This is a genomic window from Microbacterium sp. ET2, from assembly GCF_030347395.1.
Taxonomy (GTDB): domain Bacteria; phylum Actinomycetota; class Actinomycetes; order Actinomycetales; family Microbacteriaceae; genus Microbacterium; species Microbacterium albipurpureum.
The window spans coordinates 1839767-1859923 of sequence record NZ_CP128170.1 but is presented as its reverse complement, the minus strand read 5'-3'; the positions used below and the strand labels follow the sequence as shown (position 1 = coordinate 1859923).

The window sequence follows — 20157 nt, the reverse complement described above, 5'->3', positions numbered from 1 at the left end:
CCTGCCGCGCACTCGGACTCAAGGGCCGGCGGGCATCCGCCGGCTCTTGTCTGTCCCTCTGAGCCTGGCGGTGAGCTGTCAGCGACCCACGTGAGCGGTGTCAGGCAGAGGGAAGAAGGTGAGCTGAGGTACGCCCTCGGTGTCGGCGCGACGGGCGCCGATGCCATACGTGGAAGCGATGAGGTCGGGTTGCAGGATCTCATCCGGTGATCCGATGGCGACCACGCGACCATTGTCGAGGAGGACGAGTTCGTCGCAGTATCGGGCAGCGAGGTTCAGGTCGTGCAGCACGACGAGCGTGGTGAGCGGCAGGCTGCGCACGAGTGCGAGGATCTCGTGCTGGTAGCGGATGTCGAGATGGTTCGTGGGCTCGTCGAGGAGCAGGTGGCTTGCTCCTTGGGTGATGGCTCGGGCGATCAGGACACGCTGGCGTTCACCCCCGGAGAGCGTGTCGACCGACCTCTGGGCGAGGTGGTCGACACCGGCGCGTTGCATCGCGTCTTCGGCGGCGGCCTCGTCTTCGGGCCGGTAGCGGCTCCATCCGGAGATGCGAATGGAACGTCCGAGGATCACTGAGTCCCACGCCGTGAGGGGAAGACCCGTTCGTTCTTCCTGGGCCACGACGGCGATCCGTTCGGCGCGATCCCGTGCGGAGAGCGTGTCGAGGGCATCGCCGTCGACGACGACCGTTCCGCGCATCCGATCGATGGCTCCGAAGATGGCTCGGACGATGGATGACTTCCCTGAGCCATTCGGACCGATCAGCCCGACCGTCCTGCCGGTGGGGAGGTCAACACTTACATCGTCGACGGCGACGGCTTGGCCGTAGCGCACGACCAAGCCGTCGACGTCGATCACTGCGAGAGGCGCCCGGTGCCCTCGAGCACGGCACGCAGTCCGCGGAGCGCTCCGGGGTCGGGCGAGAGGTCGGACGCGAGTACTCCTACGATGCGGTCGGCCTTGACGGCTTCAAGATCGGTGACGCCGGGCTCGGAGAGCAGGTGAGCCTTCGCGTCCTCGTAGCTTTCCCCGTAGAGGCCGTAGGCGAGCACGATGGTGTCGGGGTCGGCGTCGAGGAGCGTCTCCACGTTCACCTCGAGGTAGACGGACGGCTCGTCGCCGTAGACGTTGTCGAAGCCGGCGCGGTCCAAGACGTCGTCGGCGATGCCCTGCCCGCCGCGGGCAGAAAGCGTGGACGATTCGGAGAAGTAGTAGACGACGGCCGCGGTCCCGCGCTCAGTTTCCGTGGACGCGGCGGCGGTCAGGTCGTCGAGCTCTGCGCGAAGCTCCTCGAGGTTGGCGTCGGCGGCAGCCTCGGTGCCGAACACGGTGGCAAGCCGGCTCACGTCGGCGAAAATCGCGTCGAAGTCGGTCTTCTCCGTGAGTGCGGCGTCGTGGCTGCACTCTCCGTCGATCACGATCTCAGGGATGCCTGCTGCGGCGATGTCTTCCGGGGCGGCATTGAAGAGTCCGTAGCCGACGATGATGTCGGGTTCTGCTCCGATGATGGACTCGGCGGTGGGGTCGGAGGGATCGACGATGGTCGCGTCGGTTGGCGGGTTGTCGAGACCTTCGGGAAGGTCGGCGCCGAATTCGCCGCTCCGGGCGGTGATCCGGTCCGAGGCGCCGGCAGTGTCCAGGAGGGCGATGGCCGAGGTCCCGATCGTCAGAACCGAAGCGGGTTCGGACGCGATCTCCAAGTCGGCACCGCAGTTCTCGATTGTGAGCGGGTACGCGCCTTCGGCCTCGGCCTCAGCCGTTGCCGTGGAGCATGCCGTCAGGGCGACGAGCGCCCCTACCGCGACGAGGGCGGCACCAGAGCGGCGCCGGAGGTGGTTCTTGATCATGAGTTTCTCTCTTTCGGGTGGTGGCAGGTACTTGCGAGGAAGGACGGGCGAAGGAATCAGCGCTCTGCTGAGCGCCGGATGAGGGCGATGAGGAGCGGGGTCCCGATGAGTGCGGTAAGGATCCCCAACGGCAGTTCGCGTGGCGCGAAAGCGACGCGAGCTGCGGCGTCGGCCCAGACGAGTAGGAGTGCCCCGAGGACGGCGGAGGTCGGGATCACGATGCTGTGCCGCCCGCCGACGAGGCGTCTTACGATGTGCGGCACAACGAGACCCACGAAGCCGATGAGGCCGGACACAGACACGGCGGCCGCGATGACCAGACACACGACGATCACCGCGGCGGCTCGGAAGCGCGTGGGGTTGGTTCCCAGCGCCAGAGCGGTGTCGTCACTGATGGCGATCGCATCGAACCGGTGCGCCCACAGGGTGAAGGCGACGAGCGCGACGACAACGGCGATGAGCCCGACCGGCACGGAGGGCCATCGGGCTTGACCGAGGGATCCGAGCATCCAGAAGAGCACCGCGCGCGTACCGTCCCGCGACTCGCTTGCGAAGACGAGGAAGTTCGTCAACGCCGTCAAAGCAAAGCCAACGGCGATTCCGGCAAAGATCAACCGAGACGGAACGAAGCGGCCACCGATTCTCGCGATCGTCATGACGAGCACGATCGCGAGCAGCGCTCCGACGAACGCGCTACCGGTGAGGGCGATCGCGCCCAGGCCGGAACCGATGCCGAACAGGATGCTCGCCGCCGCTCCGGTTGAGGCACCGGATGAGATTCCCAGCAGGTAAGGGTCAGCGAGCGGATTGCGCACGAGCGATTGGATGGCCGCGCCCGTCATCGCGAGCACAGCGCCGACGAACGCACCCAATAGCACCCGGGGAACGCGAATCAGCCACACGATCGATTCCTCGGAGGAGCTCCACGTCGCTTCGAGGGGGAGGCCGAGTTGAGCGCCGATCACCCGTGCTACCACAGCGGGAGATACGTCCACGGGACCGATCCCGACTGCAACGATCGCCGACCCGACGAGTGTCAAGCAGAGTGCGACAAGGAGGACGCCGCCGCGCCGGCGGGCGCGCCGCGCCGCGTCTCCCAATGTCACCCCGGATGGAGCGTCGGAGTGGCGCGGAGGCGCATTGGTCGTGTACACAGGAACACAGCTTATTGATAACGATTCTCGTTTGCACATCGAAGGACTCCGTGATTCACCTCCGACTTCTGCGACTGGCCGCGCCAGCGCGCGTTGCCGTCGCCGCCACAATCGTGATGGGGCTGGTGCTCAGCGCCCTCGCGATTACGCAGGCCGTGTCGACGGCGCGCGTGTTCGCCGGGATCGTGACCGGAGAATCGCTGTCTACCCTTGTCGTCCCGTTGATCGTGCTGGCAGCCGCTCTTCTCGCTCGGCCCCTCGCCACCGCGGGTCGAGAGATTGCCGCCCACGCTGCGGCGTCGCGAGCGAAGACGAAACTACGCGCCCAGATGCTGGACGCAACCGCAGCCGCCGGTCCCATCACGGCCGGTGTGCAGCGAGCGGGTGAGGCCGACTCGCTCCTGGTCGACGGGGTCGAAAACATTGAGCCGTACGTGGCCCGCTACATCCCCCAAGTTGTCGTCACCGCCGTCACCGCCGTATGCGTGATCGCATTCCTCACGGTGATCGACCCGGTCGTAGGGCTCGTGGCGGCGGCCGCGGCCATCGCGGTACTAGCTGTGCCGCGACTCTGGGACGCAGCGCTACAGCGTCGCGGCGACGATCACTGGGGGGCGTACTCCGGGCTGCACGCAGACACTGTCGACGCGATGCGCGGGATGGAGACGCTGAAACTGCTCGGCGCGACGCGTCGAACCCGGCGACGGCTCCATGCAGCAGGCGAGAACCTGCTGACGGCGACGCTCGCTCAGCTGCGACTGTCGCTCGTCGAGTCCGGGCTCACCGGGTTCCTGCTTCTCGCTGGTCCTGCCATCGTCCTGTGTGTCGCGGTCGTTCGGGTAAACGCCGGGGCTCTTCCGGCCTCCGCTCTCTTCTTGGTGACGATGCTGTCCTTCGAGGCCTACCGGCCGTTTCGTGATCTCGCGAATCACTGGCACGCCGGCTATCTCGGGGTCTCAGCCGGTGGCCGCATCCTCAACGAGCTCGATCGCGCGCAGGACTCCGCGGCCGCCCACCCGGATTCTCGTGCCGGCGCAGCGGCGCCCTATGCGGTTGAGCTCGAGAATGTCGTCGCCCGCTACCCCGGAGCCGATACCGATGCGCTCAGCGATGTCTCGCTCCGAATTCGGGAAGGCAACCGCGTCGCCATCGTCGGAGCGTCAGGATCCGGCAAGTCGACGATCGCGAACATCCTGCTTGGTTTCCTCACGCCGACCTCCGGTCGCGTCGCCGTCCAGAAAACCGCCCCTGGGATGGCGATAGCGCTTGTCTCCCAGGATCCGGTCATCTTCTCAGGCACCGTGCGCGACAACCTCGCCGTAATCGCACCGGAAGCCGATGACGCCCGCCTTCTCGAGGCACTCGAGAAGGCGCAGGCGCTCGAGCTGGCCAGTATCGATCGAGGTGGACTGGATGCTCCGGTCGGCGATACCGGCGCTCTCTTGTCCGGCGGCCAACGACAGCGGCTCGCGGTGGCGCGCGCGTTGCTCCTCGACGCTCCGATCCTGCTGTTGGACGAAGCGACCAGCGCGCTGGACACACGTCGGGAACGCGCACTGCTGGCAGGTCTTCCCCGACACACCGGCGATGGCGCCCCTGTGACGACAGTGGTCGTCGCACACCGGCTCAGCAGCATCCGCGACGTCGACGAGGTGTTCGTCATGGGCGAGGGGCGGGTCCTCGAACACGGCCGCTACGACGAACTCGTCGCCGCCGGCGGAGCACTAGCGAAGCTGGACGCTGCGCAGCGAGACGAGGTCACGGCATGAGCACGATGGCGATGCTTCGACCCGTCCTCCGACTTCTCACGGTGCTCGCTCCCGCCGATCGCCGACTGTTCATCCGATCAGCGCTGTCGATGACGGCCTATCAGCTGGCAGCCGCTGCCGCGGCTGGGCTCAGCGCCGCGATCGCTTCCGTCGTCACGGCAGGCGACGACGCGATTGTGGCGGCCCTACTGATCGGGCTCGCCGCCGCGATCGTGACCTGCGGCGCGTTCACGTGGATCGAGTCCTGGCTGAGTCACGTGCTCGCCTACCGGGTGATCGCCGCGCTCCGTTTGCGGGTGTACGACGCGATCGAACGCATCGTGCCCGGTCGATCCGCTCGCCGGCGCGCCGGGGAGGTCACCGGGACCGCCATGGGCGATGTCGAAGCAATGGAGTGGTTCTACGCCCACACCCTCGGCGCCGCGCTGAACGCCCTCCTCACCCCCGTTCCGTTCGGCATCGCGCTCGTCATCCTCGTCGGCCCCGTGGGGCTGGTCGTCCCGGTCGGGATCGCCCTGCTACTAACAGTGCCGTGGCTGCTCGCCCCAGCGCAGACACGGCAAGGCGCGGACATCCGGGAACGTTTGGGCGCGTTGCGCGCGACCACGTTCGAGGGAATGGAGTCCCGCCGAGACATCGCCGCCCTCGATCTCGCCGGCCAGCACCGCGACACGGTCTTGGCACACACCCGCGCCGTGCAATCCGCGAAACGGCGCTTCTCACTCCGCAGCGCGCTCGAAGCCGGTCTCGCCGACCTCGTGGTGGCCGCCACCACCTTCAGCTTCCTCCTGATCCTCGTCGGCGCGGCCGCGGCAGGAGCGATCGATCCGGTCCTGATCCCGCCGGCGACTGTGCTCGCGACGGCGTCGATCGTCCCCGCCGCCGGGGCCTTTGCGATGCTGCAGCGCATCGGCGAGATGTCCGCAGCAGCGACCCGCATCCTCTCTCTCCTCGACGAACCCGACGAGGTCTTCCCAGGAGACGACACCCGTCCCGGCCTGGGCGCCGGGGCGGTTCAACTGCGCGACGTGACGTTCGGGTACACCGCGGAACATCTCGTGCTCGACGGCCTCGACCTCGACATTCAACCCGGCGAACACCTGGCGCTCGTCGGCGCCTCGGGAGCGGGAAAGTCCACCATCGCCCGGCTGCTCACCAGGCTGTGGGACCCGACCTCCGGCAGCATCCTCCTCGACGGACGACCGCTCCGCACCCTCACCCCCGACACCGCCCGCCGGGAAGTTGCCCTCATCCCGCAACACCCCTTCATCTTCCGCGGGTCCCTCCGCGACAACCTCCTGCTCGCCCACCCCGACGCCACCGACGCCCAGCTGGAAGAAGCCGTGCAACGAGCAGGCCTCGCCGACACCGTCGCCACATTCGCCCGGGGATTCGACGAACCTGTCGGGGAACGGGGCACCGCACTGTCCGGTGGGCAACGGCAACGAGTGGCGATCGCGCAGGCGATGCTCCGCGATGCCGCCGTGCTCATCCTCGACGAGGCGTCAGCCAACCTCGACACCATCCTGGAACGCGACCTCGCCGACACCCTCGCCCGCGTCCGATTCGGACGGACCACCATCGTCATCGCACACCGGGTATCCACCATCCGCCGGATGCCGCGCGTCGTGCTGATCGAAGACGGCCGCGTCATCGCAGACGGCACCCACGACACGCTCACCGACGACCCGCGATACCGCTCGCTGCTCGCCCTCGAAGACCCCGACGCCTCGACCATCCGGGTCGGCGCACGAGAAGGAAGAAGGGGGTGACGAATATGCAGATCACCATCACGCAGGTTGCGACGGAGCGTTCCGAGGACCAGATCCTCGCGCCCAACGCGAACAACCACGGACACGTGTCCACCGCGTTCGCCTGGTCCTAAGGACCGCCGGGTGCCCCGTCCCTCGCGGCGGGGCACCCTACCCACCACCACCCGGCACGCCGAATCGGAGCCACATGTCCTCTCCCACACTCACCCGCACCGTGCACGCCGAAGTCCGCGCCCTGCCCGGTGGTCGCGTGCTCGTCACCACTCCTGCCGACAACTCCTATGCACTGGACGTTGACGCTCCCACCATGCTGCGCATGCTGGATTCCTGGGCCACGGGTGTTCCCTCCCCATTCCTGCCCGCGGGCTGGGAGGACGGCGCAGCCGTCCTCTTCGACGTGCTCGATCGCGACGGCGCCTTCACCGATCCTGAACCGGCCGGCTCCCTGCCCGTCACCGCTCCCCACTACGACACAGGCGACGGATCCGACGCAGATCCCGGCGACCTGCTCGTCACCGGTGACCCCGAGGTCGTCGCCGCCCTGCAGAACGGCAGTGACCGTGTCGTTCGAGCAGTGCCGGCCGATGACTGGCAGCGCGTGGTCCACCGCGCCTTCCGCACCCGGGAACTGCTCGTCTACGCAGTTCGCGGGGCCGACGACGCGACCCTCATCGCGCTGGACAGGCTCTGCAGCGACGCCCGCACACCCTGGGTAGCGGTCGAGGTCTCCCGCTCAACCGTGTGGATCGGGCCGTTCGTCACCCCGGGTGTCGGCGCGAACTACGAGGACTTCGCCGCCCGACGCACCGCGGCCGCCTTCGACGCCGTCGCCCACCGCGCGCTGCGCGCCCCCGCCGCAGGCGGAGACGCCGGCCGCGCGCCCCATCACCTCGGCCACAGCATCCGCGCCGCAGCTGCCATCCTGGGCGGAACCCGAACCGGTGACCTCGTCACCGAAATCGCCGCGGACGGCACACTCACCACGCACCCGGTTCTCCCGCTGCCCACCAGCGTCCTCAGCGAATCCCGCCCTCACACTCCCGCCGACCTCGTCGACCGGGTGACCGGTCTCGTCCAACGCACCCGCGACGTCGTGCACCATCCGAGCATCCCCTCGCTTCTCGCCACCGCCCAAAGCGACGTCTGCAACATGCGCCGCGTCTCACGCTGGGCGAACAACACCTCCTGCCAGGGCTCCGCCTTCGGCGACCCGGAACAAGCACGCGCGAGCGCGATCGGCGAAGCGGCCGAGCGGTACTGCGGCAACCTGCTCGACACCCTTCCCGTCACCGTCGGCAGCTACGACTCTCTTCGCCGCGGCGCCACCCGCGTCCTCGATCCGGACGACCTCGTGCTCTACTCCGATAAGCAATACGACACCCCCGGCTTCCCGTTTGTCCGGATGACCCATGACCTGGAGCAGCACTGGGTGCCGGGGCGATCGCTCACGACCGGCGAGACCGTGCTGGTGCCGGCGAGCACCGTCTACGTCAACTGGTTCACCGCCGGGTACGCCGGCGCGCCCGTCACGACCTTCTGCCCATTCGCGGGGATCGCAGCCGGCCCGAACCTCGACTACGCTGTGACCTCCGCACTCGAGGAGATCATCGAGCGTCACGCGACGATGGTGTGGTGGCTCAACGGGCAACCGCTCGACGCCGTCGACCCCGGCGACCTCGCAGACGTCTGGAACGGGATCCCCGCAGACGCCGGCCAGCGACCCTCGCTCATCCACCTGGACAACGAGTTCGGTGTGCCAGTCATGGCAGGCGTCCTCCACAACGACGTCGACACCCTCGTCAACGTCGGCTTCGCCTGTCGCGACACCCCCGAAGCCGCAGCCCTCAAGGCCTGGACCGAGGCCTGCACCCTTCAGGAGGGGAGCCGTGACCTTCTGCGCGCGGACGGAGCTCACTGGGATGCCATGGCCCGGGGCGAGCTCAACAGTCGGTCATTCAAGCCGTGGCGTGCCGATCGTCGCTACCTCGACTCATACCGCGAAGACATGCGCGACTGCGACGACCTCATGGTGCAGCAACAGGTCCACCTCGACCCCCGTGCCGTCGAGCGGGTCGCGCCCCTGCTGGAACGTCCCGCCGCCCGCCGCCTGGCCGACCTTCCGCGCCTCAGCGAACGGACTCCGGCCGCATACCAAGGTGCGCTCGAAGCCGCCGGCCACGAAGTCATCATCGTCGACATCACCTCTCCCGACATCGCCAGCACCGGTATGGCGGTCGTGCGAGCAATCGTCCCGGGCACTGTGGGAAACGCGCCCGCTGCATTCCCCTTTCTCGGCCGTGGGCGCGTGCAGGACCTCGCCGTCGAACTCGGGTGGCGGGCGGAGCGACTCGCTGAGCACGAGCTCAACTACTTCCCCGTCCCTCACGCGTGACTCGCGTCACGGTTCACGCGCTCGGAGGCGACCAGCTCGTCGTCTGCGGAGACGACGGCCGCCGCTGGATCCTCACCGCGCCCGCCGTGGCTGTCAACTCCGATGCCGTCCGCGCCGCCCTGGACGAGATCCGAGCCTCCGGGCCTAACGTCGAGGTCCCGGTCGGCCAGCACCACATCGAGGTCGACTCGACCGCCGCGCTGCATGATCTCGCGCGCACGTGCGACGGGAAGATCATCGTCCTGTGGCGGTACGCGGGACGACTGCACCGCATCCTGCTCGACCCACTGAACGCCCCGGCCACGGCGGATCTCATCGGGAAGCTGTTGCGGGCAGGAGTTGCGGAGCCCGCCGTGGCCGCAGCGCTCACGGAACCCCCGCTTATCGCCGACCCCCTCAACCTGCGTCTCGATGATGACCGCGACGCAGGCGCGGACATGCTCGAACGATGGGAAGGCGACGCGTGGGTGCCACACCGACTCAGACCCGCGCCGAGCGTCGATTCCGTCACCGGTGTGCTGCGACGGATCGTCGCGCGCCCCATCGAGCCGTGGCACCCGCCAGGATTCCAACACCTGCACGCGGAACTCCCACACCTTGGGAGCGTCGACTCGCGCTTCCAGCCCGACGCCCTCGCGCCGGCGGCAGGCTTCTCCGGCGGCACGGACACGCCCGAACATGTCGCATTGCTTTCGGGAATAGCGCACTACTGCGGCGCCTACTTGGGGCAAGGGCGACTGCGGCGCGCCACCGCCGAAGAGCTGAGGGCCTCGGGAGACCGGGTGCTCACCGTCGCGGAGTGGCGGCCCCACGATCCCGCCCTGCACGAGATGCCCGGGTTTCCCTTCGTCCGCGACGATGATCGGGCCGTGAACTGGTGGCTCGCTGGCGATGAGCGTGGCGAGACGTGCTGGGTCCCGATCTCCCTCGTCCACGCCGGCTATCTCGCTAGTCGCCTGGACCCCCTCCCGTCGACCAACAGCCACAATCTCGTCGGCCTCTGCGCCGGCACCGACCTCGAAGCTGCGGCGGAACGCGCCGCTGCACACGTCATCGCCCACGACGCCGTCTCGCTATGGTGGCGAAAGCCGAACCCGCTGCCGGAATGTGGCTGCCTGCCGCGGTTCAGCCAACCAAAGGTCGAGAGTCGACGCTGGACATACGGCTTCTCGCCATCCCTACGTCCACCGGTGTTCGGGTACGTCTCGCCGTCGTCGACGACAGGGAGAAGGACATCGTCTCCCTGGGGTTTGCCGCCGCAGCCGAGCCCCAAGACGCTGCGTTGACAGCCGTGGCCGAGGCTTTGATTCAACACGCTTCCGCGCGTGATCTAGATTCACCCGACAGCCTGATCCGCAGCGCGGAAAGTATCGGCAACGGCGGGGTCGCGGGCTTAGCGCCATTCGACCGGCACCGTCGATACGCCGAAACTGTTTTCGCTGATGCGCGGGGCCTCATTGATCCCATGTGTCACGTGCAGTATGGGCTCAGCGCGTCAAGTGTCGCCCGAGTGAGGCGCAGGACGATCCCGCACGGTTCAGTGCCCGACGAGGGAGTCGGCGCGCAGCCGCTGTCGGCTCTTCTTAACGCGGACGCGCGGGTCATCGTGGTGGACGTCACAACCCCGCGGGTACGTGAAGCGGGCTATACGGCATGCCGCGTTCTCGCGCCGGCCTTTGAGCGGCTGGCACCTGCCGCTTTCCCCTTATGTATCGACCGGACCCCGCCTTATCCCGGCTGGTGAAGGAAGCTCCCGAATTCCACCGGCCACACCTAGATGCCTCGCACTCGTTTTGGCGTTTCGTTGCATTCAGTGCAAGGACCAACGGGACTAGTGCAACGCAAAGTCCGCAAGTGCAACGAGAACGCGCTCCCGACAACCTGGGGGTTGACCTGGACCTTGCGGAGGTCTAACGTACAACCAAATGGTTGTACAAACGGAGCTCACCGATGACGATATCGACCGCGTGTTCCACGCGCTCGCCGCAGCGACGCGTCGCGACATCCTGCGACGCGCGATCGAGCGCGAGCACTCGGTGTCGGGTCTGGCCCGCGAGTACGACATGTCGTTCGCCGCGGTGCAGAAGCACGTCGCGGTGCTCGAAGCGGCCGGTCTCATCGTCAAGCGCGCCGAGGGCCGGGAACGGCTGGTCCGAGCGGATCCGGCCATGATCGCCCGCGCCCGCGCGTTGCTCGCCGCCTATGAGGAGCTGTGGCGTTCGCGCATCGCGCGCCTCGACCAGCTTCTCGCCGAAGATCCGCCGACACCCTTACCCGCAGCATCCAACGAAGGACACTGACATGCCCGTCACCGATGTCACCACCGACGCCGAAGCCCTCACCATGACCCTCGAGGCGGAGTTCGACGCATCCGTCGACCGCCTCTGGAAAGCCTTCACCGATCCTCAGCAGCTCGAACGGTTCTGGGGACCTCCCGGCTGGCCGGCGAGCTTCCCCCAGTTCGACTTCACCGTCGGCGGGCACGCGCGCTACGTCATGACGAGCCCGAAGGGCGAGCAGTCGTGGGGGTCGTGGAAATTCCTCTCCATCGACGCCCCGCGCGGTTTCACCGTCCTCGACGCGTTCGCGAACGAGGAGGGAGCGCCGCTCGAGGGGATGCCCGTCATGCGTGTCGTGTTCGCCTTCGAGCCGACCGCGACCGGGTCGCGAATGGTCAACACGACCTACTTCGCCTCCGCCGAGGCGCTGGAGCAGGTCGTCGCCTTCGGCGCCGTCGAGGGCTCGACGATGGCGATCAACCAGCTCGACCTGGTGCTGCGGGACCTCCGCGACTACGCCGCCGGGCGCGGCACGGAGCTGGAGATCCTCGACGATCAGCACGTGCGCATCACCCGCGTCATCCGCGGTCCGCGCGAGCTGGTCTGGAAGGCGCACCACGACTCGGAACTGATGAAGCAATGGATGCTGGGGCCTGACGGATGGACGATGCCCGTCGCCGAGCAGGCCGACGCCGTGGGTGACACCTACCGGAACGTCTGGGCCCCTGCCCCGGGTACCGAGGGCGAGGAGTTCGGCTTCGAAGGCGAGCTGCTCCTCAGCGACCCGCCGCGCAGGGAGGTCTCGACCGAGCGGATGATCGGGATGGACGCGCCGGGCACGATCAACGACCTGTCGCTCTACGAGGAGGACGGCGTGACGCTGCTGACGCTCCTCATCGAGTATCCCGACAGCGAGACGCGCGACATGATCCTCGCCACCGGCATGGTCGACGGCATGGAGGCCAGCTACGCGCGGCTGGAGGGCGTGCTCGCGTCGGTCTGATCGCGCGCACCGAGAGCTCCGCGGGCGATCAAGGGGGGTGGCCGGTTCGGTCACCCCCTTACGATGTGACCGTGGACTTCAGCTTCGCTTTCACGCCCGACCTCATCGCGGTCTTCATCACGCTGTTCGTCCTGGAGATCGTGCTCGGCGTCGACAACGTCATCTTCATCTCGATCCTCGCCTCCAAGCTCCCGAAGGAGCAGCAGGCGCGGGCACGGAACCTCGGCCTCACCCTGGCGATGCTGATGCGCGTCATCCTGGTGTTCTTCGCGGGGTGGCTCATCACCCTCACCGAGGAGGTCTTCGCCATCGGCGATCTGAGCTTCTCGTGGAAGGACATCATCCTCATCGCGGGTGGATTGTTCCTGCTTTACAAAGCGGTCACCGAGATCCATCACAAACTCGAGGGTGCTGAGGATGAGCACGGGGCCGGCGGCTCCAAGGCGATCTCGTTCGGCGCGGTGATCGGGCAGATCCTCGTGCTCGACCTGGTCTTCTCGCTCGACTCGGTCATCACCGCGGTCGGCATGACGACCAACCTGGTGGTCATCATCACCGTCGTGGTGCTCTCCTTCGGCATCATGCTCTTCGCGGCGAGGTTCATCTTCGAGTTCGTCAACAAACACCCCACGGTGAAGATGCTCGCGCTGTCGTTCCTCCTCCTCATCGGCGTGTTCCTCATCGCCGAGGGCTTCGGGTTCTACATCGACAAGGCCTTCATCTACGGGCCGATGGCTTTCGCGATCTTCGTCGAGGCCCTGAACCTCACCTACGCCGCGCGCCGGGCCAAGCGCGAGAAGAAGCCGGAGCATCCGGTGAAGCTCCGGCCCCGCTACCGCGACGTCGACGAGTCGGTCGCCGTCGCCGCAGCGCTGTCGAAGGAGCCGTCCTCCGGCGCGGTCGGACTCTCGCGCAAGCCCGTCGCAGGCGCGGGCGCGGCCGAGACGGAGCGCGCCGGCCTCGGCTGAGCCGGAGCCGGCGTGGCGCGGCACCGTCAGGGTGCGGCCGCGTACCACCCGGAGGGCGCGATCTCGGATCCGGCGCGGGAGAGGTACTGGTCGAAGTAGACCCGGGCGACCAGTTCCCGACGGCTGGTGACGCCCGCCTTGTCGAAGATCGACTTCAGGTGGTCCTGCACCGTGTAGGGCGAGACATGCATCGAGGCGGCGATCTCCTTCGTGTCTGCGCCTCGGAGAACGATGGAGACGACGTCGCGCTCTCGAGCGGTGAGGCCGAAGGCCGCTGCCACGAGGTCGATCACCTCCTGAGGCCTCGCTTCCTCGACGGTGACGACGACGTCGCCGCCGCGATCGCCGAGCCCGCCGAGGGGTGCAGCGTGCAGCACGAGCCAGAGCCCGTCCGCCGTACGCGCCCGCACGCGGGGAACGCTGTCTGTCTCGCCGCGTGCGAGTCGGCGGGCAGCGTCGACGAGGGCGAAGACGTAGACGAGCGGATCGCCCATCCCCGACGGCATCGACATCCGTTCCAGGTGGCGTTGCGCTCCGGGGGTGGACTGGACGATGCGGTTCTGCGCATCGACGATGACGACGGCGGGACCCGCCTCGCGGACGGGGTTCGTCAGGGCGATCTGCGCGAGGAGTCCGGTGCGGATGCCGCGGGTGAAGGATGACGCGACCGCGGCGAGGAACGCCAGCTCGTCCGCTCCGAACCCCTGCTCATCGCTTCCGCGGAAGAGCGAGATGTGTCCCCACCCTCCGCTGCGATCGGCGAAGACCACGCGCGCCTCGTCATGGAAGTCGAAATAGGGGATCAGCAGTTCGGCCATCCGCGTCGAGCGTTCCAGCTCCCCGCCGGTCTCGCGCTGCATCCCCACGGCGGTGCGCCCGGCTCGGAGCATCCCCCGGATCGCCGTCGGCTCCTCGCTCCCGTACTCGATCTGCGACCACGAGACATCCTGCTCGTTGCGCCCGTCGAGAGCCCCCAGCTTGCGGACGCTCGAGACCATCGCGGTCGCCGGGTCGAGGGTGGACACGCACGCGGCGACGAAGGGGACGACCGTTGCCAGAGCGGCGGCGGCCTCGTCCATGAACCGGTGCAGGGGGAGGCCGGCGCGCGACATCACCTCGATGTCGCTCCGCGCACGCCCCAGAGCCAGTGCGGTGGCCATGCGAACAGTGTGCTCCTGCCGGAGAAGATCCGCCATCCCAGGTATCTGGGATGCCCCAAGATCCCTCTCCCCTGGGATGGCGGCCGGAAGTGGGGCGCCGTCAGACTCTCCGACGGGCGCCCGCCGTGGGCGCCCCCACCCGACCAGACATCTCACGCTGGAGCTCATCATGACCCTGTCCGACACCACCACCACCGACGCCGCCCGTCCGGACGCAGACCCGAGGGCGTTGCGCCTGCGGACCGAACTCGGAAGCCGCGTCGTGCTGCCCGGCGACCCCGAATGGGACCTCGCACGCATGCCGTGGAACCTCGCCGTCGACCAGCGACCGGTCGCGGTCGCACGCCCCGAGACCGCCGAAGACGTCGTGGAGATCGTCCGCGCGGCCACTGCGGCAGGACTCCGGGTCGCACCGCAGTCCACCGGACACGCCGCCGCCGCCCTCGCCGACACCGGCCTCGCCGACACCGTCATCGTCAGCCTGGCTCGCCTTCGGGGCGTCACGGTGGACCCCGTCGCGCGCACCGCGCGCGTCCTCGGCGGGTCGCACTGGAACGACGTGCTCGAGGCGACGGCGCCCCACGGGTTGACGGCGCCTCACGGCAGCGCCGGCGACGTGAGCGTCGCCGGGTACAGCCTCAGCGGAGGCCTGTCGTTCTATGCGAGGACGCACGGCCTCGCGGTGAACTTCGTCCGCGCCGTTCAGCTCGTCACGGCCGACGGTGTGCTCGTGCGTGCCAGCGCCGAAGAGAACCCCGACCTGTTCTGGGCGGTCCGCGGCGGTTCCGGCGCCTTCGGGGTGGTGGTCTCGCTCGAGATCGACCTGCTCCCCTACGCAGATGTCTACGCCGGCATGCTGCTGTGGGACGCCGCTCGCGCCCCCGAGGTCGCCCGCGCCTGGGCTGCATGGACGGCGACGGCTCCCGAGAGCGCGACGACCACCCTGCGCATCCTGAACCTTCCGCCCTTGCCCGAGCTGCCGCCCTTCCTCTCCGGTCGATCGGTGGTTGTGATCGACGGCGCCGTGCTGGAGCGCGATGACACGGCGGCGACGGTTCTCGCGCCGCTGCGCGAGCTCGCACCCGAGATCGACACGTTCGGCCGCATCCCCGCTGCCGGCCTGATCGCCGTGCACATGGATCCGCCGCAGCCGACTCCGGCGGTGACGGCCCATGCGGTTCTCGATGAGCTTCCGGATGCCGCTGTGGAGGCGTTCCTTCGCGCCGGATCGGACCGTGGACTGTTCATGACCGAGCTGCGCCACATCGGCGGCGCCGTCGCACAGCCGACAGCCGGCGGCGGCGCGGTGTCGGCCATGCGCGGAGAGTACATCTGCCATGCGGTCACGATGGTTCCGGTGCCGGAAGCTGCGGCCGGCGCGGATGCCGCCGTCCGCGGGGCGGTGGCACTCTTCGCGCCGTGGCACATCGACGCCCTGGCGCTGACGTTCGTAGACGGCGGCGGTGTCGACCGACGTGTCGGGTACGGCGCGGCGGCCGGTCGGCTGGGGGAGCTCAAGCGCCTCTTCGACCCCGCCGACGTGTTCTCCCCCGCGCAGCCGGTGCACTGACCGGCGCGGGCACGGCACCGTCCGCGCGCTTGGGGGAGCGTGTGCGGGCGGTGCCGGTCGCGGTCAGGACGCGGTCGAGGTGAGCCCCAGGACGCGGCGTGATCCTCACGGCTTCCTGACGCTCCCGCCCGGCAGGCCGCGTCGCATCCTGAAGAGTTCGCCTTCGCGAACGATGCGCAGAACGGTGACGAGGAGGACTCCGCCCAGGAGGTTCAGCCCCAGCACCGGCAGGAACCACACGAACCACTCGAGATAGGTGATGTCGGCTCCGCTCAGGATCGCTCCGAACGCGAAGAGCGAGTCGAGGATCGAGTGCAGCAGCTGGAAGCCGGCCAGTAGGAAACCGCCGACGATCGCCGCGACGATCTTCGTCGGCTCCGAGTCGGTGCCCTCCTGCATCCGGGTCATGAGTGTGATGACCGCCCCGCCCAGCATCGCCAGCGCGACGAACTTCCACGAGAACGGTTCATTGACGAAGTGGTCGGCAGTCCGGGCGAGAAGCTCGTGCCATTCCGGAAATGCCAGGACGACGATGCCCATGACGATCCATCCGCCTGAGAGATTCCCCACCAGCGTCCCACCCCACAACTTGCCCAGTTGCCCCAGGGTGCCCTCGCGTGCGACCAGCGCGGCGATGGGCATGAGGAAGTTCTCCGTGAACAGCTCGCTGTGTGCCATCAGAAGAGCGATCAACCCTGCGCTGAACGCCAGCCCCGCAAGCAGCTGATCGCCGGTGTGCTCGAGCACGCCCAGGTAGGCGATGACTCCGACTCCGATCTCGACACCGCCGAGGAAGCCGGTGACGACCGTCGCCCGGAAGGTGCGGTGAAGACGCTCGGCGCCCTCGCCGACGACGTCTTCGAACTCCTTCTCCAGCGCTGCCTCGATCGGCCCGTCCGTTTCACCGTCTCGGCGACGTTGGTCGGCGCGGCGCTCGTGATCGTCTCTCATCACCCCATCCTGGGTGCTGGGAAGAGGAGCCAGGCCGCGAACCGGGATCGCATCAGCCGGGGTCGAGCACCAGTCGGTAGCCCATGCCCGACTCGGTGAGCAGATGCACCGGGTGCGAGGGGTCGGGCTCGAGCTTCTTGCGCAGCTGCGACATGTAGAGGCGCAGGTAGCCCGAGTCCTGGACGTTCTCGCTCGCCCAGATCTCCTTCAGCAGGGTCTGTCGCGTGACGAGGGCGCCGGGGTTGCGCGCGAGGAACTCGAGCATGCGCCACTCGGTCGGGGTCAGGTGCACGCGCTCGCCGCCGCGGGTCACCGCGCGGGCGGCGAGGTCGACGGTGACGTCGCCGAAGGCGACGAGAGGTTCGTCGGCGGTGCCGCCGCGACGCCGCGAGAGGGCGCGCAGCCGCGCAAGCAGCTCGTCGATCTGGAAGGGCTTGGTGACGTAGTCGTCGGCGCCGGCGTCGAGCGCGTCGACCTTGTCTGCCGATCCGGTGCGCCCCGACACCACGATGATGGGCGCGGTCGTCCATCCCCGCAGCGCTTCGATCACCTGCATGCCGTCCAGCCGCGGCATCCCGAGATCGAGAAGGATGATGTCGGGATGCGTCTGCGCGGCCATGGCGACGGCGGCGGCACCGTCGGGTGCGGCGACGACGTCGTAGCCGTGTGCGGCGAGGGTGATGCGCAGCGCACGGACGAGCTGGGGGTCGTCGTCGGCGAGGAGGATCTTCATGGGCGCCCGCTTCCCGCGGGGGCGGGCGCCGGCCGCTCAGCCGGAGGTGCCGTCGCCGCGAGGGGGAGAGCGATGACCATCGTCAGGCCGCCGCCGGGGGTGTTCTCCGGGGTGAGTGCGCCGCCCATCCCCTCGGTGAAGCCCTTGGACAGCGCGAGCCCGAGCCCCAGCCCGGTGGTGTTGTCGACGTCACCCAGTCGCTGGAACGGCGCGAACATGTCCTCCTGACGCTCGGCGCTCACTCCGGGGCCGCGGTCGACGATGCGGATCTCGGCGTTCTGTCCGAGTCGGCTGGTGGTGATGAGAACCCGGGCGCCCTCGGGGCTGTGCCGCCGGGCGTTGGCGAGCACGTTCACGAGCACGCGCTGCAGCAGCACGGGATCGGCCGTGAGCGCAGGGAGGTCGGGGTCGAGGCCGAGTTCGACGTCGCCCGGACCGAGATCGAGCTCGTCGAGAGCCGCGAGGACGGCACCGGCGGCGTCGACCGGCGCGAGCGACACCGCGAGCACTCCCGCCTCCACGCGGCTGACGTCGAGCAGGTCGGTGACGAGCTGCGACAGGGTGGACAGGCTCTCGTCCGCGGTCTCGAGCAGCTCCTGACGGTCGGCCGCGCTCAGGTGGTCGCCGGCCGCCCGCAGCCCTCCGATCGCGGCCAGGGCGGCGGCCAGCGGCCGGCGGAGGTCGTGGCTGACCGCCGACAGCAGGGCGGTGCGCACCTGGTCGGCCTCGGCGAGGGCATCGGCCGCGCGCGCCGTCGCGGTGAGATCGGTGTGTTCGAGCGCGGCGGCGAGCTGGGCGACGATCGCGTCGAGAAGACGCCGCTCGCGCGCTCCGAGGCTGCCGTGCAGCCCAGTCGGCCCCGCGGCTCGCCGTCGGGCCCGCGCCCGACGGCGATGGTGACGTAGTCGTCGCCGCGCACGGGCTCGCCGTCGGTGGCGATCGTCGTGCCGTCCGCGGCCTCGAGGCGCACGCCGGCGAGGCCCAGCGCTTCGCGGGTGCGGGTGACGAGAGCGGGAACGGCGCTCTCACCGCGCAGCACGCTGCCGGCGACGGTGGCGAGCAGCCCGACTCCGCCGCCGCGCGCCGCGCGACCCTGGCTGCCCGCGCTGCCTGGTCGACGATGTAGCTGACGAGGATCGCGATCACGACGTACAGCGCGAGGGCGAGCGCGTGCAGAGGGTCGGAGATCGTGACGTTGTACAGCGGCTCGACGAACAGGAAGTCCAGGGTCAGACCCGACAGCACGGCGGCGAAGAGCGCGGGCCAGATGCCGCCGATGAGGGCGACGACCACGACGAGCAGTTGGTAGAAGAGCACATCGGAGGTGATCGACTCTTCGCTGCGGAAGGTCGAGAGCACCACCGACAGCAGCGGGCCCCCGATGAGCGCGGTGACGAATCCGAGCACGCGGCGCTTGACGCTGAGGGCTCCTCCGCGCACGCGCGGGAGGGCGAAGCGCCCGCCGGCGGCGGCGTGCGTGACGATGTGCACGTCGATGTCGCCCGACTCGCGGATGACGGTGGCGCCGATGCCGGGTCCGGTCACCGCGGCGGCGAGCCGGCCGCGACGGCTGACGCCGATGACCAGCTGCGAGGCGTTGACCGAGCGGGCGAAGTCGACCAGGGCGCGCGGGATGTCGTCGCCGACGACCTGGTGGTACGTGCCGCCGAGAGATTCGACGAGCGCGCGCTGCTGAGCCAATGCGCCAGGACTCGAGGCGCGCAAGCCGTCCTGGCTGGAGACGTGCACGGCGAGCAGCTCGCCGCCCGCCGAGCGCGCGGCGATCCGCGCTCCTCGCCGCAGCAGCGTCTCGCCCTCGGGGCCGCCGGTGAGGGCGACGACGACCCGCTCGCGGGCCTGCCAGCTTCCCTCGATGCCGTGCTCGGAGCGGTAGCTCTTCAGGGCGCTGTCGACCTCATCCGCGAGCCAGAGGAGCGCCAGTTCGCGCAGCGCCGTGAGGTTGCCCAGTCTGAAGTAGTTCGACAGCGCCGCGTCGATCCGTTCGGCCGGATACACCTGGCCCGCCGACAGGCGGTCGCGCAGCGACTGCGGTGCGAGGTCGACGACCTCGATCTGGTCGGCGCCGCGCACCACCGCATCCGGCACGGTCTCGCGCTGCGGGATGCCGGTGATCTGCTCGACGACGCCGTTCAGCGACTCGATGTGCTGGACGTTGACGGTCGTGATGACGTCGATGCCGGCATCCCGGATCGTTTCGACGTCTTTCCAGCGCTTGTCGTTGGCCGAACCGGGGGCATTGGTGTGCGCGAGCTCGTCGACGAGAGCCACGTCGGGCCGGCGGTCGAGCACCGCGTCGAGGTCGAGCTCGGTCAGCTCGACGCCGCGGTGCTCGAGGACGCGCCGGGGCATCACCTCGAGTCCCTCGATCTGCGCCGCAGTGGCGGCGCGGCCGTGGGTCTCGACGATCGCGACGACCACATCGCGCCCCTCGCCCGCCAGACGCCGACCCTCCTCGAGCATCTCGTACGTCTTGCCCACACCGGGTGCGGCGCCCAGCAGCACGCGCAGCCGCCCGCGCTTCATCGCGGCTCCCCGGTG

15 protein-coding genes and 1 pseudogene are annotated in these 20157 nt (G+C 69.0%); 9 read left to right on the top strand and 7 right to left on the bottom strand.

The window, feature by feature from the left end:
• Positions 1-78 precede the first annotated feature (78 nt).
• From QSU92_RS08900 to QSU92_RS08890, 3 genes are read right to left on the bottom strand one after another with little or no spacing between them, the layout of a single operon-like run.
• Entirely contained in the window at positions 79-858 is a 780-nt protein-coding gene (locus tag QSU92_RS08900) for an ABC transporter ATP-binding protein (protein ID WP_289261062.1), read from the bottom strand.
• A complete protein-coding gene (locus tag QSU92_RS08895) occupies positions 855-1847 on the bottom strand; it encodes an ABC transporter substrate-binding protein (protein WP_289261061.1) in 993 nt (330 codons plus the stop codon). Before QSU92_RS08895 ends, QSU92_RS08900 begins: the two co-directional genes overlap by 4 nt.
• A gap of 56 nt (positions 1848-1903) precedes the next feature.
• Positions 1904-3040, bottom strand: coding sequence for a FecCD family ABC transporter permease (locus QSU92_RS08890; protein ID WP_289261060.1), 1137 nt, complete (start codon positions 3038-3040; stop codon positions 1904-1906).
• A 77-nt stretch (positions 3041-3117) separates the two neighbouring features.
• Between QSU92_RS08890 and QSU92_RS08885 the strand changes: the two genes are divergently transcribed.
• From QSU92_RS08885 to QSU92_RS08855, 8 genes are all read left to right on the top strand, one after another.
• Positions 3118-4770, top strand: coding sequence for an ABC transporter ATP-binding protein/permease (locus tag QSU92_RS08885; RefSeq protein WP_289261059.1), 1653 nt, complete (start codon positions 3118-3120; stop codon positions 4768-4770).
• Positions 4767-6542 carry an ABC transporter ATP-binding protein gene (locus QSU92_RS08880; protein WP_289261058.1) on the top strand — a complete coding sequence of 592 codons (1776 nt, stop codon included), beginning with the start codon at positions 4767-4769 and terminating at the stop codon, positions 6540-6542. The genes QSU92_RS08885 and QSU92_RS08880 overlap by 4 nt, the downstream gene beginning before the upstream one ends.
• 187 nt (positions 6543-6729) lie before the next feature.
• Entirely contained in the window at positions 6730-8934 is a 2205-nt protein-coding gene (locus QSU92_RS08875; protein ID WP_289261057.1) for a YcaO-like family protein, read from the top strand.
• The gene (locus tag QSU92_RS08870) at positions 8931-10220 is read left to right on the top strand and encodes a YcaO-like family protein (protein WP_289261056.1); all 1290 of its coding nucleotides are present in this window, start codon (positions 8931-8933) and stop codon (positions 10218-10220) included. Before QSU92_RS08875 ends, QSU92_RS08870 begins: the two co-directional genes overlap by 4 nt.
• Positions 10109-10678 carry a YcaO-like family protein gene (locus QSU92_RS17580; protein ID WP_422880437.1) on the top strand — a complete coding sequence of 190 codons (570 nt, stop codon included), beginning with the start codon at positions 10109-10111 and terminating at the stop codon, positions 10676-10678. Before QSU92_RS08870 ends, QSU92_RS17580 begins: the two co-directional genes overlap by 112 nt.
• 181 nt (positions 10679-10859) lie before the next feature.
• Entirely contained in the window at positions 10860-11234 is a 375-nt protein-coding gene (locus QSU92_RS08865; RefSeq protein WP_289261055.1) for an ArsR/SmtB family transcription factor, read from the top strand.
• Between the two features lies 1 nt (position 11235).
• Positions 11236-12216, top strand: coding sequence for an SRPBCC family protein (locus QSU92_RS08860; protein ID WP_289261054.1), 981 nt, complete (start codon positions 11236-11238; stop codon positions 12214-12216).
• A gap of 71 nt (positions 12217-12287) precedes the next feature.
• Positions 12288-13184: a TerC family protein gene (locus tag QSU92_RS08855; RefSeq protein WP_289261053.1), complete on the top strand. Its 897-nt coding sequence runs from the start codon at positions 12288-12290 to the stop codon at positions 13182-13184.
• Between the two features lie 26 nt (positions 13185-13210).
• Here QSU92_RS08855 and QSU92_RS08850 read toward each other — a convergent pair whose 3' ends face one another.
• The gene (locus QSU92_RS08850; protein WP_289261052.1) at positions 13211-14344 is read right to left on the bottom strand and encodes a helix-turn-helix transcriptional regulator; all 1134 of its coding nucleotides are present in this window, start codon (positions 14342-14344) and stop codon (positions 13211-13213) included.
• A 169-nt stretch (positions 14345-14513) separates the two neighbouring features.
• On the opposite strand from QSU92_RS08850, the gene QSU92_RS08845 reads away from it, so the two are divergent.
• Positions 14514-15914 (top strand): FAD-binding oxidoreductase, encoded by a 1401-nt coding sequence (locus QSU92_RS08845; protein WP_289261051.1) that lies wholly within the window; start codon positions 14514-14516, stop codon positions 15912-15914.
• Positions 15915-16019: 105 nt separating this feature from the next.
• Here the strand turns inward: QSU92_RS08845 and QSU92_RS08840 are convergent, their stop codons facing one another.
• The 3 genes and pseudogenes from QSU92_RS08840 to QSU92_RS08830 form a co-directional block, all read right to left on the bottom strand.
• Positions 16020-16865: a formate/nitrite transporter family protein gene (locus tag QSU92_RS08840; protein ID WP_289261050.1), complete on the bottom strand. Its 846-nt coding sequence runs from the start codon at positions 16863-16865 to the stop codon at positions 16020-16022.
• A 52-nt stretch (positions 16866-16917) separates the two neighbouring features.
• Positions 16918-17598: a response regulator gene (locus QSU92_RS08835; RefSeq protein ID WP_289261049.1), complete on the bottom strand. Its 681-nt coding sequence runs from the start codon at positions 17596-17598 to the stop codon at positions 16918-16920.
• Positions 17595-20142: pseudogene (locus QSU92_RS08830) on the bottom strand (DUF4118 domain-containing protein). Before QSU92_RS08830 ends, QSU92_RS08835 begins: the two are co-directional and overlap by 4 nt.
• Positions 20143-20157 lie beyond the last annotated feature (15 nt).